This is a genomic window from Mesorhizobium sp. WSM4313, assembly GCF_002294725.1.
Classification (GTDB): Bacteria; Pseudomonadota; Alphaproteobacteria; order Rhizobiales; family Rhizobiaceae; genus Mesorhizobium.
The window spans coordinates 544,225-564,767 of sequence record NZ_NSFT01000003.1; the positions used below are offsets into that span (position 1 = coordinate 544,225).

The 20,543-nt window shown below is 58.3% G+C and carries 5 protein-coding genes and 1 pseudogene; 4 read left to right on the plus strand and 2 right to left on the minus strand.

Annotated features, from left to right (window positions below; genetic code table 11):
* Positions 1-61: 61 nt before the first annotated feature.
* The 4 genes and pseudogenes from CK219_RS32105 to CK219_RS10495 all read left to right on the plus strand — a co-directional run.
* A pseudogene (locus tag CK219_RS32105) lies at positions 62-564 on the plus strand (adenylate/guanylate cyclase domain-containing protein); the annotation flags it as partial.
* Positions 565-678: 114 nt separating this feature from the next.
* Positions 679-1,956: a hypothetical protein gene (locus CK219_RS10485; protein ID WP_141245316.1), complete on the plus strand. Its 1,278-nt coding sequence runs from the start codon at positions 679-681 to the stop codon at positions 1,954-1,956.
* An 81-nt stretch (positions 1,957-2,037) separates the two neighbouring features.
* Positions 2,038-2,553 carry a hypothetical protein gene (locus CK219_RS31110; protein WP_141245317.1) on the plus strand — a complete coding sequence of 172 codons (516 nt, stop codon included), beginning with the start codon at positions 2,038-2,040 and terminating at the stop codon, positions 2,551-2,553.
* Positions 2,554-3,055: 502 nt separating this feature from the next.
* On the plus strand, positions 3,056-3,589 hold the full coding sequence (locus CK219_RS10495; protein ID WP_141245318.1) for a hypothetical protein: 534 nt from the start codon (positions 3,056-3,058) through the stop codon (positions 3,587-3,589).
* Positions 3,590-3,980: 391 nt separating this feature from the next.
* Here the strand turns inward: CK219_RS10495 and CK219_RS10505 are convergent, their stop codons facing one another.
* The gene (locus tag CK219_RS10505; protein WP_141245319.1) at positions 3,981-9,794 is read right to left on the minus strand and encodes a hypothetical protein; all 5,814 of its coding nucleotides are present in this window, start codon (positions 9,792-9,794) and stop codon (positions 3,981-3,983) included.
* Positions 9,791-19,576, minus strand: coding sequence for a hypothetical protein (locus tag CK219_RS10510; RefSeq protein WP_095766672.1), 9,786 nt, complete (start codon positions 19,574-19,576; stop codon positions 9,791-9,793). Before CK219_RS10510 ends, CK219_RS10505 begins: the two co-directional genes overlap by 4 nt.
* Between the last annotated feature and the right edge of the window lie 967 nt (positions 19,577-20,543).

Consider the following 20,543-nt stretch of genomic DNA (forward strand, 5'->3'; position numbering starts at 1 on the left):
GAAGCCTTAACCGAGCTGGACCTCTGATTCAGGTAGAAGGTGGCATGATGAGACCCGGAAAATAGCAGCGAGCCTGGTGTCGGATGTGGTCGGCTACAGGCGGCTCGCGGGTGCTGTCAAAGCTGGTATCCCGGCACGGCTACGGGTGATGCGCAGCGATCTCACCGACCCCACTGTCGAGATACATCGTGGTCGCGTCGTTAAGCGCACTGGCGACGAGGGTCTCTTCGGGTTCAGTAGCGTCGTGGAGGCTGTACGCTGCGCCATCGCGATCCACAACGCCATGGTCGAACGCAATACCGGCGTGCCCGACGACCCCCGCATCGAGTTTCGGATCGGCATTCATCTCGTCGACGTCGTTCAAGAGAACGACGACGACCTGAAGGGCGACCGCGTAAATATCGCGCGCGTCTCGAAAGTATCTGCGAACCTGGGAACATGCGTCTTTTCGAGCAGGCCTATTGGCAGGTCAAGGCAAGGCTGGACATCGCGATCAACGATAGCGGCGAGGTGCAACTCAAGAACATTGCCGATCCGATAGGTGTCTCCTCGCTACAGGTTGGCGTACCTGTTCAATCAACGAACTCAGTAACTTTGCGCTCGTGCATGTGAGATAGACTAGACGTTTACGCTGTTTCGTGCTGTAAATACCTGTCTGCACCTACGCGGAGCAAGAACATGGCGACGGGACGAGTGGCCGCTGCGGCATTGGCCGCTGCGATGTCTTTGGCGTTCACGTGGCAAACTGCGAGCGCTTTAGATCTCGACGTTGGCCTCGACAAGGGCACGCGTGACATGATCGAGCAACTTCCGCCTGCGATACGAGTGCAAATGCTGCAGCTGCTGAAGGATGCTTTGCCCCTTATTGACGTCAGCGTTTCCTCATATATTACCCAGATTGGAACCGTCTTTCATGACAATCTTAATGACGCGATAAGGCAGGTGTCGTGCAGAACGGGGGGAACGATTACAAATGCCTCCGAGTCTCTGAAATCGTCGATCGGATGGGTGTTCTTCGGAGACTGGCCGGCTGGTGAGATCGTCGCATCTCACGTGCCGAAAGGTATCGACCAACTAGGGAAAGATATCGCCAACACGCGCGCGGCCATCAAGATTGACACTAATCTGGACGCAATTCGAACCGCATATGTAGAGTTGCTTCACGAGGCCTCGATCGTCAAATGCTCGTCATACGCTTCCGATGACGCTCCTGTCGTCATGCTAACAATCGCAGGGCGCGTTGGCCAGATAATGGATCCGGCGATGGAATACACTACCCTGCTCGACAGCCCGGGTGGGCCAATTTGTAGCTTCCTTTCAGACTGCATTTCAGTTCGTGTCCAATACTTGGACAAGTATTTAAAAACGGCGGACGTCCGAGACGTTGCAGCAGCAAACGCAATGCAAATGGTCGACGATCTACCTCCAATGCCTGCGTCGCCGGATTGGCTGTCCTATTCGATGCAGGCTGTAGGATTGCAACATTTCGATATCGCACCTTATGAGACGTTCCTGCTGCAGATCCGCAACATCGAACGAACGGTGGAAGTTACAAAGGTTGCGCGTGAAAAGAAGGCACAGGCGGAGTGGGACGACGTTATCGAACGCAAGCCCGCTCTTGACACCTTCATGAGAAACGAAGGCGCGTCGATGGATGCATCGGCTCCGTCGGCCCAGGACTTTGTCAACATGATCTGCCGCCACGAGGACGCTCATAGTTCAATTGAGAAGCTAACGAGCGACGGCCAACAGGCGTTCAATCTCGATAGTCGACGAACGACAGATTGGGGTAGGTTGAAGTCAGAATTGGAAACTTACAAGGCAAGGGAAGAATCCTGGATACAGCGCGCGCGCAATGCTGTGCCGGAAGTGGCGAAGTCGTTTGACTTCCACAAGGCGAACCCCGGAAAGCGGCGTACACCATTTGATTTTCCACCTTGCCCCGGTATGGGATAGTCTACCTAGAAGAGGGCTCGCTTCGGGAGATTTCCGCACTTGTCCCGATGAGGCTCCTTGGCGCACCGCCCGGGTGATGACTTGCCGGTGGAGATCCACGGTGAACAAAGATCGATGCCCATCTATTTGGCTATTCCGGAGTTGCAACATTACGAGACGGCGGAACCATTGTTCGAGCGGCATTCTTTGACGGCACCCGCTGGGCCGTTCATCTGCGGTTGGGGAGGCGATCCGATACGGCAGGACCGTGCGCTGTTGTGCAAACCTCTTGCCCAGGAAACGTTTCAAGGTAAGGACCGGCAATGGGAGGGCAGTGCAATAGTACTGGTCAAGGATGTTGTCGTGCCGATTCAATTCCAAGGCCGCCAGTGGCGCAAGACAATGTCACCGTTCTGGAAAGACGGATCTTCTCACCTTCGAGTCTTGCTTGGATGTCGACCGCGAGCAATGATTTGTCAATCTCCGGATACCGGCCCCGATGACCCCAATCTTTGTGCGGCTAGGGTTGGTTCGCTATCAGCCAAATGCAATCAGCAAGGATCTGCAGGTCTCAGAGCACCGCGTTTGCAGCTCGGGTCGATTCAAAACCTATTCTGAGGAAGATTGGAAGAAATAGTTTGGGCACCAGCTCAGGGCGCTTGTTTCGGGGCGCCAGGATTAGTGGTCTTACCTGAGCCGCTGAGTGAGGTTCCTGGGAGGACGAAATGGGTGTGGCGAGCGCTTGGCTCTGGTTGATTGTGGGCGTCATCCTAATGTTCATCTTTGGTCGGGGGCAGGTGTCGGGGCTATTGGTCGATATCGGCAACGGGATCGGTACATTCAGGTAGACTCTGCGCGACAGTGCGAACGTCCGATCCGCCGACCGAGACCCCAGCGACGGTTCGATGGAAACCATCCTCTGGGGCGATCATGCTGAAAAGAGACCCGGGACTATCTCGCAGATTGGCAAGAACACAGGTCAATAGGAGACTCTTTCGGACACCACTTAGCTCAGTGGCCTCAGGTTCTTCGCTCGCATCAAATTCGAGTCGATAACCCGCATGCCGACCTCGTTCAGAGTAACACCAACAACTTTAAAAAATGTGGGAAGGATAGATAAATGCGCATTTCCAAGTCCATGTGTGCAGGGATCGTCGTGGCTGTTTTTGTAACGTTTTCCACGGCAGCTTTCTCAGAGACAGTAACAGTCGTGATTGAAACGCGTATCAAGGAGAAGACCCTCAGCTTCGAGGCGGGAATGAAATCAACTCAAACTTTGAAACTTAATTTTGATGCGCAGAAATTAACAAGCGATTTCTCTACCGGAGTGACAAATATTGCAGTAACAGACTTAAAGAGTGTTCGAGACAAGTTCGTGGTCGAAGGGGTGAATTTTACCAAAACTGCGGCAAATTTTATAGCGAAAGGACAGACGGCATCTGGAGTTTTATTTATGCCGGATATCGACTACAAATTCTCGATCACAGTCGATATAGCTGCGCGAGAGGTTGTTTTGAGCGGTTGCCACGATGGTTACCCTAGCTATAAAGTTCTCGTTAACAACAGCCAGGTCTATGATTTTGACCAAGAGTTTTTGGGAGCTCTTCTTGGAACATGCGACACGGATGTTGGAAGTATAACTAAGAATTTTTGAAACGTCGCGTGGCATTTTGCCGGCGGCCTGTGGGGCGAGGGCGACAAGTGCTGTCCAGCGGCGGAGAGGCCGCAGGACTTGCCGAGCTTGCCATAGAAGTACAAGAAGGCGCCTTGCCGCATGGCATGCAGATCGGCCCCGCCCGCCGTTCCGATGAGGCTTCACGAGGGCGCGCGCGCCGAGATCGAGCGTATCGTAGGAACGAACAGGAACGACTGGGTAGCGCTTCAACGCCTGATCAATAGGACGATGAACAAAAATCTCCTCACTGCCTTCGTCATTTTGTCCTCCTGGAAGTCGTCGGACTTCCATTTGTGTTCAATCCTCGCAACTGCTTCTGCGCAGTTCGCCGTTTCCCTCAATGGAGCTATGTGGGCGATGCTTCCGCAACTCAGGTCTTTTCGTGGCCTTGCCGTGCGACAGGCTGTCGAAATAGTTCGAACGTCACTGCCAACCGCGGGCCTGCCTGGACAAAGTTTCCTTCCTCCAGCATAGATTTCTCAGTCACAGGCTCCTTATCGAAGCTGGCAGGGAGGAAATGTTCGACCTCTTCGACGTGGAGTTTGTATTGCCCGACGGCACCCTCCAGCGGGATCGTTGTTTGCCATGAGGCATAGTCATTCGTTGCTCCAAACCCGGTCCTTGACGGTTTGACGAGGAGGCTGCCGTCCTTCCAAGTCTTCGCGTACGCAAAGTTCAGTCCCTCTATGATCTTTGCCTCGGCGTTCCGATCGTCCGCGTTCGTTAAGAATTGGTGGAAGCGGCGGGCTTGCCGTCCGCCGCTATCAAGGTAATCTTCAAACAATGCGACGCGCATCGACGGCAGATTCGCGTCCTCGGCGTCGGATGGATTCACTACGGACGGCCAGCATCGTCCCGTCGCAGCACGCCCGACCATAGTGACCTCCACGCTCCTCTGGTCCTGCGAAGGGCGGATCGAAACGTAGCGCTTCGGCAATGGCTTGACCCATTGCACCATCGGCCGCGAGCACCGCAAGGCGCGGTGGGTATTGGGCTGGTAACGCACCAACCCGAAACGGACGAATGGGCTGGCGGTTTCACCGTCCCGAAGCCGCACATCGACGTACCACTCTTCCCGCTCGACGTCGAAGCGTGGTTCGTACGTGACGAGGGCGACACGCAGCGGTGGCTGCGGAGCTTCGTCGCTGCCCTTGGTTTGCTTGCGCTCCGCGGTGCCCATCTCTGACCCGTCGTCGGCGAGCGGCATGTCGACCTCTCCCACAAAAGTCGCTCGCATCAAATCGCCGCTCGGACGAAGCAGATCCGGGAAGTCTGCCTGAGACATGAATATTCGCGTTTGAGGCGGACCGTCTTCAATCGGATCGGCCCCCCGCCGTGTGATGAACGCGCCGCCCGGCCCAAGATCGGCGTCGGCGAACGTCGTGAGATCGATAACTCGCTCGACCCCGTAGTGGCCGGTACCGCGAATCGGCACCTGATTCTTATCCAGGGCCGGGGTGTCACCGAGGAGAAGGTTTGGCGGCCAAAGCACAATGCCCAATCTCTCGCCTTGGCCTGACGAAAACCATTCACGCCCGAGCGGAATACGCACGACGCTGTCGCGTCGCCGGATCAGCCTGAACGGCGTGCGCATCTCCTTCCATTGAAAGACGGGTGCGGGCGCCCGGGCGTCACACTTTGCCGGTCGTCCGGTCGCTGGAAGGATCACCGTGACGGACCGGCTGAAGTTGCTTTGATCCTCCATTGCGATGTTTTCGCTCGGGACGAGTTCGTCGCGGAGATAAAACAGCCCGTTGCCCGAAAGCCAAGCGTCTCCAGCCTTTGCGACGCGGTTGGCGGTCCGCAACATATCCAGGCTCCGCGCAAGACCGTTGACACGCACCTCCATGATGCGCGCCTTGCCGTCGTTGAACTTGTGTGGGCGCAATAGGCGCAAGCCCTCCACCGGCGGTTTGGTTCCCGCCTCTTGTTCGGCCAGCATCGCGAAGAGTTCTTCCAGGGATATTTTGCCGCCCGCTCCTAGCCCCGCGCCGGGAAGCGGGAGATTCTCAGCCCTGAGCAGGACGACCTCCGCTTGGCGGTGGCAGACGCGGCCGTCAGGGAAGACTTGGAATCCGAATATATCCTCGACGCCCTTATAGACGAATCCCGGATTGCCGGGGACAGGCTGCTGACCCTTCTCCGCCGAGGTGCTGGGGATCATTGGCCATTCGCCCGCTCGCTTCATCGAGGTGCTGCGTTTGCGCAGTTTGGAGTCGAAAAGACCTGACGTGGGCAGGGCTGTCTTCGCTATGACCTCAATCGTATCGATTTCTTTGAGGTCGAGACCGACGTCGCCGGACAGAAAAACATTGGTCGACCCCACTGCGGCGACGGGTATTGAATTGTATTGCACCCCGCCATTTTCGGCCAGGTTGCGATAGCGCCAGTTTGGGGGAGGTCGGAAGGCCCGGATCGGTGAAAGGCCGTTGACGCTGGAGAGTACCGTGGGATCTACCAAGCCAGTGTCGAACACTTCAGAACCAAGCTGCGCAATCTCCGGCTTTGTGTCCGGCCGGTTGCAGGCGTGGTTGACTGTCAGGCTTTGCAGTCCCACCAGTTCAGGAAGTGGTGACTTGCAGAGGCACTGCTCAACTGCCTGCGCAACAGCGCGGATGCTGGCAATATCCGGCACCGGTGCGGAACCGGGGCCGATATAGCTGATCGACCCAACCGTCTTCTTCTTTGCCTGCAGTAGTGGTTTTAAGGACTCCGGAAGCTGCGAGCATGCACCAGCGAGGATGGGGTCAAGGGCAGCGTCTGCCTGGCCGCATTGAGCCAGGTATTGAGCAAGGCCCTGAAGCACCGCGAACTCCCGCGTCAGGCGCTCCGCGGTCGGGACACACCATACGTCCACCAAAAATGTCTCATTAGGGGCTAGCGTCAGGGTCACCTCGTGGCATTGGAATTTGCCCCACCCCGACGTTATGTCGCCCTCGCTGTCCGGGTCGAAGCGGGTTTGGCGCATCTGCGCGACCTCGCGGATGTCCGATGGCTTCTTTGCGCGGGGGCGTTGTTGCTGGCGCAGCGTCAAGACGATCGGAAGGCGGTCCGGATATCGCCGTCCTTCGCCCAAGGCGACGATCAGCGGCGCTCCGATGTAATCTTTGGAGCCCGGGAACCTGAGCCCGATGGCCATTCGATCCGCCGCAGGGTCCGGGTAGTAGCTGCTCCGGCCGGAACCGCCCGTTCTGAAGACCGCGTCGGAAATCTCCTCGTTTTCACGGACTGTGCCATCGCTTTGGCCTAGGACGACGGTGCGTTGATCGATATGACGCCTCCCGTCGATGCCGGTTCGCACACTTGTCTTTACGACTGGGAACCGGGTGCTTCCGCCGCCCTGTTCGATTTGGGGGAACGCTCCCGCCGGTGTTGTCGACGACTCGACCGAATCCAGGACGGGTCGGTCGGTCACGGAGTCCCAGTGGCGAGCGGCCTCGGACAACGCGATGCCAGGCGCGATGACTATGCGCTGGGAAATGACCGGCACTGCGCGAGATGTCAGGCGGCGATCTTTGCTCTCCGACTTCACCGAACGCACGACAAGGTTGCGCGCCACTTCATAACCCATTGGGCCGATCTGGCGCGTCGCATGCCCGCCGGGAAGCAGCACCTCGGGCGCGGCCAACTTCGTTTGACGAAGCGCACGCACATAAGGCTCGATGCGCTGACCACCGCCGGCCCCTTTGCAGGAATCAGGCGGATAAAACCGCTGGGTGGCCGCACCGTCCGTATGAACCTGCCTTTCTAGGTCATCGAGTTCCAGAGAGGCGCCGCCCGAATAGACGGCCATCATCGCAAACCTATATGGATAGCCATAGCGTAGGCGCGGCAGCGTGATGTCGGGTGTCGTCGGAACGCTGAGAGTTCTGCCGAAACCGAGTGAATCGAGCACGTAGCCCGTTGTTTCGTCGGGGGCAGAGCAGTCCACGCCCATCGGTCCGCCGTCCCATACGCAGACGGCTTGCTCTACGCTCGCCTCGACGTTGCCGTCCGCAGTCGGCATCAAACGCGCGGGGACAGTATGAAAGGAACTATCGAGCGCAATCCGCTGACGTGACGTATGCAGACCGACAAGTTTGCTCAGAACGCCTTCGATGACCCGCCGGTCCTTGTGGCCGCTGGTGCCGAATTCGATCTGCCGCGCCTTCAGTGGCCGCCACTCCGTCGTCCACGTGCCGTTGCTGGACATTGGGACGCCTACGGCCAGCCGAAAGCCGATCGTCAGGTCTTCAGCATCGAGCACGACATGGCTGCTCCCATCGGCATCGACCACACAGCCGCCAGGCTCGGCCTTCTTAACCCTCATCGCCATGCGGGCGACCGCATCATTCTGCGCTGATCGACACAGCAACGTCAGGCCGGTCGTCTGGCGATTGGCGGCGTAGTCGAGATCGGAAAATTCCCTTTGCAAGGGCTCATCGGATTCGGCCCCGCGCAACAGGCGCCGCTGCATCTCGAGCTCCGCGACCGTGCGAATATCCATACTCGTGACGTCGTAGCGCGAATTGTTGGACTTGGGTTCGCACGAATGCCCCCGCGACATCATCAGCACGCCGTCAAACTGGGAAACCGAGTTCGCGCATATCTCTGCGGATTCTGCATCGCCCGTGGGTCGGTACTGCGCGAACTCAGTGACCGTTGTCGGCCAGAAGTGCCAGCCACCTTGCCGCTCGAGAAACTTCGTCAATGTCCACGGAACGGGGTTTGGGCTCGGGACCGGTTTCGGGCCTTCCCCCGTGGAACTAAGCGATGCCGAAAGGAAGCCGTAGGCCCGCTTGGCGGGTTCGGGAATCGAGTTGATATCGATCTCGATATCGAGCGCGAGCAGAAAGGCGCGCGCCAGGCTGGGCGTCGTCTGAATAGCAAAGAACGCGCTCAACGCATCCCTATCCTCGTCCAACTTGATGGATATGTCGGTTTTGGTGCCTCGCTTTTTGCGGTACTGGGGCCAAGTCGAAAGCGCGTGCGCGTCAAGCGAGTCGCGAATGTGTTTTTCGCGTTTCCCGGGATCGGCGGCATCAACCGGCTTCAAGGTGCTCCAACCGACCCCCTCGGGAGACGTGACACACGAGCTTGCGCCCGCATTCACGGATGCCGCAGCAAGCTCATAGGCTTTCCGTGCATTGTCTCGCTGGGCACTAAGGCTCTCCTGCAGCTTCTTGTATTGACGTAGCTTCTGCCGTCGAATGTGGTTGAGGGCGCCCTTCGTTTCGGCTTCCGTGAGTACGGCTAGCAGGCGATCGGAATCCGATTTCCCCCGACCCTCACCGTTCCATTTCGCGTCCTTATTCAGGCGCTGAATGTAATCTGGCTGTCTTTCTTCCTTTGCCCGCAACGGCCGCCCCGTCACGAGCTTTATCGCGAAGGAAATATCTTCTTCATCGGCGCGTTGCTCAAGCTGCTCAAGCGCGACATCAAAATCGTAGGATATAGTCTGTTCTTGTTGCGCGGCACGCCTGTCGACTGGATCGCCGCACGCCTCCTTGAGAGACATGCACAACTCGGCCGCGTGCTGGAACTCGAGTGCGAGAGCCATATCGGCATGGGGTACTTGCACCACGCTCTCTACCGTCTGCCGGGTGCCGTTCTGGATGCCTCCATCTTCCGGCCGTGAGGGCAGAAGCTGCCCATCCTCGCCGAACTTGTCGTCGGAGGGTCCAGCGACATCTCCCTCCTTTTCCGCGATCTTCCCGGGCTGCGTCGCTCCTTTTCCGAGCGACGCAGCAATCGCCGTCGCCAGTTTGGTCCACTTCGTCTGGTCGCCCCCTTTGCTTTTCAGGAAGATAGTTTCCTGCCAGAGCCGATTTAGTGTGGTGATCTGCGAACTGGCCAATCCCTTAACCTTCGGCAACCGCACCGAGAGTTCTTGCCATTTCACCGTGCACGGCGTCGGTAAAATCCTGCCGTCATGGGCATCCGCGAAGGCCAAGGCTACTCGGGAATAGCCTCCGTCGGCCAGCCAGCCATGGACACTTAAAGGCCAAGTGGCAAGGTCGAATGTCAGTTCGCCGCTATTCGTGCCTGGCGAAACAAGGTCGGGTGTAATCAGCAAAGTCGCCTTCAGCTTTTTTGGGATGCCTTTGTCGTTTCTTACGACGCCGGTGGGCAAAATTCGGACATAGGGCGCTACGCTGACCGGCGTCTCGTTATCCCGATCATTCGTTTTGAGGGGCAGACTCACACGAAGACCTCCTTGGGTGGCGTATAATCCATGAAGTACTTGCCGTAGCGCGACCAGTTCTGGCCCTGGCAGAACGTATCGTTCCGAATGTGCGCGATGTCCGGCGTCACGTTTCTCGGCAGCACAGATCCGACGTCCGAGGCCATCGAACCGGAGGCCTGAGCGAACTGAACCGCAGGATTGGTCAATGCTGCGGTTTGACCAGAGAACCCCTTGCCTTCCTGCTTCCAGACCGTCACCGAGAACTCAAAGTCCTTGATTCCGATCGAGAACGAATAGGTGAAGACCGCTTCGCCCGACATGTTGCCATTGACCATGCCCAGACGGACATGCAGCGATGCGCCGAACGAAAATATCCAGATAGACGCCGAACCGCCCACGTAGAACGTGCCGGAAATCTCGGTCAGCTTGCGCCCGCCGCTCAGCTTCTGCTGGCGGATGTAGACGCCCGCCATCAGACGGCCCTTGCCGCTGAGCGGTCCAAAAGCGAAGACTGCGGAGCCGCCAAACTCGAACGAAGCTTCGAAGCCGACAATGCCGTTGGTGTTGGCCTCGATGGCGAAGAAGCCGCTTCCGCCGTAGGGAGTGTAGGTGATGGTGAACGGACTCAACCGGCTCGACAGACTGGCCCGGAACCGGGCATCTTCGTTATTGAAAGGCAACTTCGCCGATGTGTTGAGGGCGACGTTCGAAAAGGCCATCACGCCAATCGAAAAGTCACCCAATGTCAACCCGTAGCCTGCTTCGATGCCTATCGGGGAGAAGGTTGGGCGGATGAAGGCCCCTGACGCCTTGGGCGTCATGATGCTTTGGAGCGCCTGTACGAACTCAAGCTCGGGGCCGATGACATAGTCACGGTACTCGATGTCGAACGTCGACTTCGCCCCGATCTCGGAGGTAAACCGCGCGCCGCCGAAGCGCAGCGTCAAGGCATCGAAAAAATCGCCAATCAACTTGATGTCAAAGGCACCAAGCTTGCCAACGGCCTTTCCAGTCAGGCTCGGTTTCGTCGGATTTATGTCTACGACGAGCTTGGTATCGACTTCGAGCTTCGTGCCGGCTTGCGGCGCGAAGATCCCGGCCGTTGCCGCCTTTACCTCGTTACCCAACGGCACGTCGAGTTTGTAGGAAAATTCCCGCTTCGTGGGGATCAGCGACAAAAGATACCGCTCCAGCGCGTCGTGGATTAAGTTGAAGTCAATGGCTTTGAAGAATTCTCCGCGGAACAGTTCCGTCACGAGATCGCCGACCTGATCCAGAATGACGAGCGGGGTTGACTTCAGGTCACCCCACTCACTCAAAAAGGTGAGTATGAAGCGCCGTGAGTTGGAATCGCTGGCTGGTTTGCTATTAGCGTCCGACAGTGCTCGGAGCCATCGAGCGTCACCCGTGAGGCGGTCTCCCGCAAGAGCGAATGGGCCGCTGTCGGCATTCGGCTCATAAACCTGGTCGATGCGGTCGCGGCGAGGCGGATTGACCTGCAATGTGCGGTCGGCGAGCGGTGCGAATTCCTTCGCAACCAGTTCCGCGTGTATCTTGTCGCGTGGGTCGAGCAGAAACTCGTCATAGAACACTGCCAGACCTACTTTTTGACCCTCGACCTGGAACGGCAGATTCTGTTGCAGGGCGCCACGGAGCACTTTGTCCAAGTTGCCGAGAGCATCCGCGCGAGCCGCCCTCAGGAAGGCGTCGCCTACCGATCTGAGCTTTTGCAATTCCGCTGCGAAGGCGTCCTGTGCCGTGTTCAAGGAGCCTAGAGAATTGGGAGAACCTGTTGTCAGGAAGTTCAGGAACGTTCTGCTCTCCGTGTCCTTGAGAGCCACCAGCGCCTTGAAATCTCCCTCAGACGGGGCGTCAGATATGGTCTTGAGCTGCGCAGCATATTGAGCGACGACATCCTTCAGCACCGAAAGTTTCCGACTTTCCCCGTCGAGAATATCCAGCTTTACGAATTCGCCGGCTCGGCCGGCCGAAGATCTCAATTCGCCAACGCACGTCTCGATGCGTGAGACGATCGTGCCCACGTCCTGTAGCAGGAGAGACGCATAACCGGCGATTTTTCCGGAAACCTGATCGACCTCGCCTTGGAGCGTGCCGATCCCGTCAGAAATGACTTTGCGTATTTCGTCGAAGGTTTCTTTGAGTTCGGCCAGTAAGGCGTTATCGCCGACATTGATCGACCACTGTGCCATGGTGGCGAGGGCCGCCCCGGCCGCGAGCGTCACGACATCGTCATTTTCGGCTAGTGACTTCAACTCGTCGCCAATCGTTCGAGCATGGCTGAGCATGTGGCTCAGCAACCGCCGACGGCGGTCTAGGGCCACCGAGAAGGTTGTGTGGGCTTCCCGGAGCGCATTGATGATCTCTTGCGCGTCGGTGCAGGCGTTCTCTTGACCGACAGCCTGCGCGACGGCCGCGCTTAGCTCCGTTAGCCCATGTGAATCGTTGATCAAGTCGCACAGCGTGCTGCGCGCAATCCGGGAGAATGTGTCTACGGACGATTGGATCGCTGCAAGGCCGCGGCTTATCTTGCCCGTCAGTTCCCGCACTTGAGGACCAAGAGGTGCCAACCCCGCGCCGCCGACTTCGCTATCAACCTTTTCGGCAACGAGAATCAGTTCGGTCGCCTTCGTCTTGATAGCCTTCTCGCCTCCAAGGCTGATTTCCTTCAGGCGGAGAGCCGCGTTGTCGGCGGTTCGCGCGACGGAGATCAGCGCTTGCGCGAATGCGTCTGAGGGCTCGCCATTCAAATGATCAGCGAGGATCTTGTCGATCGAGGGTGGCGGTTCTACCAGCGCGCAGTAGGCCTTGACCGCAAGTGTCGGGCAGATCGACAGATCGTCAATTCGGACTGATGCGAACGCCGCGCGAAGCGGCGTCCAAAGTTCGTTCAGGGCGTTGCAGAAATTGTCGTCCCAAAGACGGATCGGCCCTGCGAAGAGTTGGATGATTTCGACGGCAGCCTGCGCGGCTTCCCTCGGTTGGCCCGCCTGGACCGCGCCCATGAACTTGGCGGCAAGATCGTAGGTTCGCTCTGCTTGGCGCCATTCATCGCCGAATTCGGCTTCGAGCCACGCCGCCAGTTCCACGGGATCAGCCAACCGGGCCTGCAAGAACGCCTTGAAGAATTCGAGCTGGGTGTTCACCGTGCTCCTGGCGGCCTCGGACCAGCCTGCGATCAGGGTCTGCACGGTGTCGATCTGGTCCTGCTGAAGCGCGATCAACGCTTCCGCCAGAGGCTTGCCGAAGGGCCAATCCTGCTTCGCCAGCCGGTCGAAGGCCGTCTCCGCAGGAAGATTCTCCCGCGCGTCCGATGCGGCTCGAAACAGCATCCCCTGCACAAGCTTGCGTGCGTCGGAGCGCCTGAGTCTCAGCGCAAGAACCACGCTTCGCCATTGGTCAGGCGTCACGACAGCCGCCGGTGGCGCCAGCGGCAGACGGATCACTTCGACTTCCCAGGCGTCAGTCGCGTCGTTGGCGCTCTGCGGCACAACGAGAAACGATAGCAGTTGGGCAACGTCTTGGATCTCATCGTCCGTCGGGCGTTTTCCCTTTACTACCCCCAACACCCGGACCAGCGCATCCTTGGCTTCCTTGGGCGAGGTGCCGAACAAACCGAACAACCACGACGAATCGTTCTCCTCGAGATATTTGTCGACCAGCGTGTCGGCGATCTTCGGTAGGATGTTCTTTGCGTCTCTATCGAGCAATTCGATAAACTTGAATGCTGTCGCGTAGCCAGAACGGACCGCGTCCTCAAGATACCGCCCCGGATTCGAAGCCGTCCGTTTCAGCGCGTCGAGGAAACGCCGCCCGGCCTCGTAGACCTCGGATAGGGACAAGGCAAACTGAGTTGGGTCGGCTTCGTTGGCTGAGGCTTGCAGTGCAAGCGCAAGCTCCCGCAGTCCCTTGTCGAGCTCCGGGAAGATGTTGGAGATTCTTACGCCCTGGTCGCTCAACGTGCGAAGCGCTGAGATTTCCCTCTGTGCTTGCATGACCTGCCGCTCGAGTTCGTCCCATTCTCTGCGGATATCGCTGGCGGCCTTGGACAGCGGTTGAACGATCTCGGTTCTGACTGCTTCAATGCCGGCAGCGGCATCGCCGGCGAGTTCTTGCAACTGCCCAGCTCCGTATTGGACCACCTCGCTGAGCTCGGGCAGCCCGGTATCGGGATCAGCCAGCACATCGACTAGGAACTCGAAGAGGTCCCTTATGCTGACAAGGCCCAGTATTTTGGCGTCACCGGAAAAGAAGTTCCGATAAACCTCTTGAATCTGTTTTCTGACATCGGCATCTGACATTGGCGGGACGGGTTCGTCGCCCGGCTGCGCGCTCGGGCTGATCGCCGCCTGCGCCGTCGGGGCGAACTCGAATTTGCGCGCCACTGAGAACGCAACGTCGACGGTTGCCTGTCCGGCCGCGTCGGTCGGAGGAGGGGGCTCACTCGGCGCGGCCGCGTTCTGGGTGAGCATCCCAAGCTTCCGCGACTTCCCAGCGAGCACGCCCGCTTGTCGGAAAACGCCGCCGCCCTGATCTCCATTGTTCCCCATGTCCTGGGAAATCTGATCAAGGAATGCCAGGAAGACTTCTGATTGATTCCCAGTGAGGCGCCCTGTTTCGCTCTTGGGATCGGTAAGGCCATTGAGGATATATTGCGGCTCCAAGACGGCGCGGATCGGTTCGAGAGGACGGCCGATCAATTGCTCGGCTTGTCGCGCCCGCACGCGCGCAACCTGAAGCGCCGGGTAGAAGGGCGGCTGGTCCGCACCTTGCAGCACCGGGTCGAAGTCGTAATCGAAGTCGAAGAAATGAGTCCACTCGTTGGCGGAGCTTGATCCTGGCAGGGTTGTCGACGGCGAGGCGGCCCTGTTGGTCTTGCCCGTCGCGATCAGGGTCCAGAGATCTGTTTCGATGGAGGCGGTGCCAGACTTCTGTTCAGGCGCGTATGCGTGCTTTTCTGAATTCAACCCGACCGTCCGCAGATGCCGTAGTGGCTCGTAGGGCATTCGGTTTGCCGCCGTATCGCCGACGCTTGCCTTGTCCGGAGCGTCTAACCGATTGTAGTAGTTGCCGATTTCGGTGAGGGTAATGGGGTCATTGGCCGCGACATTGTCGACGAATAGCATCGCCATGTCGGTCTTCTTGCCGTCAATATCCAGCTCGAACCGGACATTGGCTTCCTGCACGCGCGCCGTCCGTGGCCAGAACACGAGCCCGGTGCCCCCGGCGATGTCGACTCGCCCATTCGCATTCAGCTTGGCGCCCTGAATATCGGAGTCACTACGAGGATCGGTGGGATCAACGATGTCCGGCGTCACATCCGTCAGAATGTCGATTGACGATGCCGGAAAGCGTCGCCCTTCATAGGGTTGGCGGATGGCGGGATAGTCTTTCTTGGTCTTGCCGACGCGGATGAACAGCCGTTGACGAAGATAGGCCCGCACGCCCTCCGTCGGATGGACGAAGAAATCCCGCACGGTGACCATCACGAGGGATGCTCGGTGCCCAAGCGGGTAGAGGAACCCTTTGAACACAATCTCGCAGAAAACGTCGCGGCCGAGATTGGTCCACTGCTGCCAGCTTTCAATCGACAGCGCGTCGAAGAGCGGTTCCCCCCAGTCGTCTTTTGCGGCTGCCGGCGGTTCGAAAGTGCTGGCGTGACGCAGCGTTCCGCCAAGCGCGGTCAAAGCCAGTTCCTGCACTTTGAGCGGCCTAGGCTCATAGAGCGCCGCGCCGGGCATCAACCCCTGGAGGCGATAGTTTTCACCCGGTTCGAGTTGACTGGAATTCTTCACCAGCTTTCCCGCCTGCGTTCGCCTGCCGACAACAGGAAGCCCCCAACCGGAAGAGAGCAGCACCAGTTCATGCCGGATGTAGGCGTCCGTTGGCCCGCGAAAGCGCAGGTCGTTGAGCGGTTGCTTGCCAGTTGGCCCGCAGCAGAACTTCGCAAGCTTGGTCCAGATCGAGGCTTGCGCTTGCGTGATCGGGCGGCGATCGACCAACCACGGTGCCAAGGGACCCCGCGGAGGAGCACCAACGCGGGGCACGATGAGTCCATCCTTCGAGGGCCGCAGGGTGCGCCTGTTGCGATCTGGCACCGCAGACACGAAATCGTCGGCGAAATCGGGTGAGTGAACGGCTCGGAGCCCGGGATCGACTTCGCCGGTCAGGAATTCGGCAGACCAAAGCCGGCGCACGGGATTGGCGGGCGTTGCCTGCAGCGCCGACATTCCCGGATCGGACACCAATGAATAGACCTCCGCGGGCACGCCCATCGGGGCTACCACGACGGCATTTTGGTTGGGCGACAGAATAAGCCGCGCCGGAATTTCGATTGCCGTCTCGTGTCGTTCAGGCGGATCGCGCAGAGATGCCGAAATGTCCCGCAGCCGCTGTTCCGGCGTTACATTCGGTCCTGTCGCGAAGCCGAGGTGATCAAGCATTGCGCCAGTGTTCAGATCGACCTGCTGTTGTGTGCCGAAACCTATCAGACCGGTTGCAGAGGGCTTATAGACGACCTCAGCTCTGCGTGTCACCGCAAGCTCGAAGTCATGGAACCGTGTTAGGTCTTGCAGCGAAAACATCAACCGTTTGCGCGCCAGCTCGGCGCGGTCATCCTCGGTGAGATCGAGCTCGTCCACGGCCAGGCGTGCCTCCTGAATGCCGTCCCGGCACCGGATGCGGAACGCCAGACGGGAGGGAGACGCCAGGCGCCCTTGAATAAGGCCGGACGGAGGATCAAAGGAAGTTACGACTCCCTTGAATGCCTTGAGGACGGCTGCATGGCGTTCAATCAGTAGCTCCGGCTTCAAGCCGCTGCCGCCATCGGCGCCTGGAAAGGCCCGAGCGATCGCAAGTGACTCGATTTCCCCGGCACGCAGGTCTTCCGGAGCCGCTACGGCAATGCCATGGCCCGACGCAAGGCCGTCCATGGCAAAAAGGGACAGCATCATCTCGCGGTAGAAGGCGCGGAATTGCTGGTAGGTCGGATAAGCGGCTTCAAGCGCCGATTCTAGCACGAGCGCGGCTTCTAAAGATGTGGGCGCCGAAGGATAGAGGGCAGTGTCCGCTGTCAGATTTTCGGCGGTTGTCTGTCTGGCGTCTAAAACGCGCTTCTTAGCCATGTCCGCGACGCCGTTGAGCATAGCGTCGATCGACTCTTCGACGTCTGTGCGCAATGTCGTTCCATAGAGATTTCGCGCCAGCTTCAACGCGTCCGGATCCAGCGCGAAAGGACCGATATAGATCATCTGATCGGCCGGGAGCTTGGCCGTCGTCTGAAGAGCCTTAGCCGCCTTCTCGTAAGTATCGGCCAATCTGCCGAACTTGGTCCTGTCTGACGAAGAGGGCCCCTTTTCCGCCGGAAGCTTTAGCTTCTGCAACTCTCTTCTGAAAGTCTCTCGGGCAGCGAGAGCCGGAAGCATGTCCAGTACCGAAGCCACCTGCGAACGGTTGTTCGCATCGATGACAAAGGTGGTGGCGGTCTGCACCATGACTTTGAGATCGGTTTCGGCGGGACCGTCTTTTATAGTGCCGGTGCGGCGGTCGATCTCGATGCGAGACTCTTCGAGTTCAACATCGGGCAGATCCCCAAGCCGTGGAATGAACTTGGCTTCCTCGAAGACATGTTGGCCAGGAAATTCGACGACCAGGATCGGACGGTTGTCATGCTTGACGAGCCGCCCCTTGGCATCGGGCCGCATCACCTCCTGGCAGACGTTTGATGTACGGACGAGCTCCAGCGCCGATTTTGACCAAGCGAGCGCCATGTCGGAAAAATAAAAGGTAAGGTGTAGAAGATCGTCGCCGCGCGAAGCGACAAGCTTAGCGCGGGATAGGTCTATGCGCGCATGCTCTTCCTCGTCCGGAGCTCCGAGCCTTATATAGTTGAACTGGGGTGGGGACTTGAGCCCCTTTCTCGTGTAAAGGAAGATCGCGTCCGTGGGGTCGAACGTAAGACGGCTGAACGCAGCCCCTTGAAGCGGCGTGTCCAGTTCGATGATCGCGCCGTTGACCTCCGCCCACTCAGCGCGCGGTGCGTTTCGCGAAACAGCCCCGCCCCACGTGAATACCACCGAGACTGCGTCGCCGCGTCTCTTTGCAAACGGGTCCGGCGCCGTCTTCGCTTTATCAGGCTCCGACGGTCGCTCTTGAACGTCGCCGACGAACAGGACGCCGCCGATCGGCGTCGAGACGCGCTCGGCTTTGTCACGTCCCGGAAGGAAGTAGCCATGAAAGCCTATATTGCCTTCCTTCTTCGCGGGTGACTGGTCGGTTGCCTTCTTCGGAGCATCGACACGTTCGAGCAATCGCGCTTCGATCCCCACAAAAGGTCCGGTCCGAGACTTGCCGTCGACAATGTACGCTTCGGACCAATTGCAGAGGAGCGCGGCTTCCGAGCGGGTTTTTGAATTGTCGACATGGATGTCGTCGTCCTCCGTATCAAATGCTGTTCTGATCGACAGCACCGGAGGCTTGGTACCGGCGGCTTTCCTGGCGGCGTCCCAATCCGCCTTGAGCTCGAGATGTAGTGATTGTCCATCACCGATAATGAGCTTCGTGGCAACGGGATCGATCTCGCCTTCACCAAAGAGGATAAGTTGCTGTGGCGGCGCATCGACGACAGGCGCGGCGGCCCCCACATCGTCTCCCTCTGGTGCATCTTCGGTCGCCCGACGCGGATCCGGAACTGCGGGTTTTGCAACGGCGCGCATTGCCCAAAACATGTCGAACTTCTTGGCGGTTATCCCCGGATGGAGGGCCGTCAAGGACACAGTCGGATCGACGTGCTCGGTCGCGTCTATGGACCAGCGGCAGTTCTGGTCAAAGCTCAGGTTAACGTCGGCACGGCCGACACGGTTGGGGAAGCCGATCTGGCCATTAAACACTAGCCTGAATGTGGAACTGATCCGCCCGGCATCGACAATCTGTCGGAGTAGAACAGGATTGGTTCGACTCAGGAAAGAGCGAAGCTTCACGTAGTTCTTGGGATTGTCCACCGGCGCTTCCGGCGGAAAGGATTGCAGTGTGAACCTGTCGGTCGTCGTCGCAGAGTTAGACAGGCTCCACAGATTGGTCTTTGCTGCTATTCGGAAGATCAGCCTGGGCGTGTAGCGCTCTTCGGGGATGCCGGTATCGGGCATCTGTCGGAAAACGAACTCGATGCTTCGGTTTCTGAGGCGGCCGAACGATGCGCCAACGACTCTGACCGTATACTGCTTGTGGCGGGCGGTGCCGATTTCCTCGTTTTTGAGGACGAAGCGGGCTTCGGGACCGAAGGCTTCCGCTCTGAGCGTCCATGACAGGTCTTCCGACTGCCAGTCAGCCTTGCTTAATAGCCACCCAGCCTGTTTCTCCAGGCGCTCAGCAGTCTCGGCCGGGGACACTCCCTGGATTATGGATACGACCAGTTCTTTCTCGGACTCTCGAAAAGCGAAGCTCAGGTCGAGATCGTCGAGTGCTGGTTTGGAGCTGTTTGCGAACGCGCTTGCTACGACAGGGGCACTTATCACTCCTGTGAGGAAGGCGCGTCGCGTCAAATCTTGAGAAGCCAGTTCCTGCATACCGGCAGGCAGGAACGCACCATTTTGCCGCTTGTCAGTCCCCCTCATAGCAAGCCTCCTCCCCGAGACATTGCCGCGCGCTTTCGCCCAAGAGGAGATAACAAAATAAAAAAATATCTTGTTGTCAATACCAGCACAATCCTCAATGCCGGCAGTCTTGATATATAGTTTAAGCCTTACCCGAACGGGGAGGGTGGCGATGCCGGTAAAATATTGCAATAGCTAAATCATGCACGCGGATTTCTTGTGCAGCATGAGTTGCAATAAACCTATATATTATTCCAGGAAAGATCCTGTCGTGCAGATTCAATTACTCCTTCAATACCACGCCTTTGGCTTTGCAAATTTTTACAGTCTCCGTGTCGTATGTGTAGCACTTTTTAGTTTCGGAAGTGTCGTCCGTCTTGAGGGCCTTTGCCTCTTTGCAGGCCTCTTCTAGAGTCGTCTTCGTAACAAATACATCCGGATACTGCGGGGCACGCGCGGTCGACACTCTTACCATACACGTGCCTCCGAAACCTGGTCCGTGAAAAACAGAGTGATCGGCAAACGCCTTCGACGAAAAGCAAATCGACCCCGCGATGAAACAGACGGAAATTGGGTGCGCTCTCATCAAGACTGAAGTCTCCGCTAAGACTTTTTGTAACCTAACGATGACGAGACTTTTACACACAGTCAAGTAAGATCATAAACGGCTTACGAAACTCACCCAGGATCATAAATCGGTGTCAGCGCCGTGCCCCATCTCGCGCGGCTTGTCGGAACAAGCGAGCAGACGATCCAAGGCGGCTATTGAACGCGGGCCTAGCGTTGCATCACAAGAAACTTCCCATCAGCACCGTGGTCGAAACAGAACCAGTGTGGTGCCTGCTTCAGCCTCTCAAAGCCCAAGCCAGCATCCTTGGCGCAACCGTCGTGCTCGCAGACATGATGTTGGACACCGGGCGGGATACTCAGGTTTCGGCAGTCGGATTTCGTCGCTCTTCTACAGGACTCAACGAGATGAAAATGAGCGGTCAAGCGGCTCTCGACCGAAGCCGCCGCCGTTCCTCATTTCAAATCATGCACGAGCAGCCAGAGAAGCGGCCGAGAGGTACCGCCCGCCTGACGCATGACCGTGGGCAAGTGGCCGGTATCCGCTGCGCCGGTGTCGCGTCACGCGCTGTAAGCTGGCAATGCGCCGGCG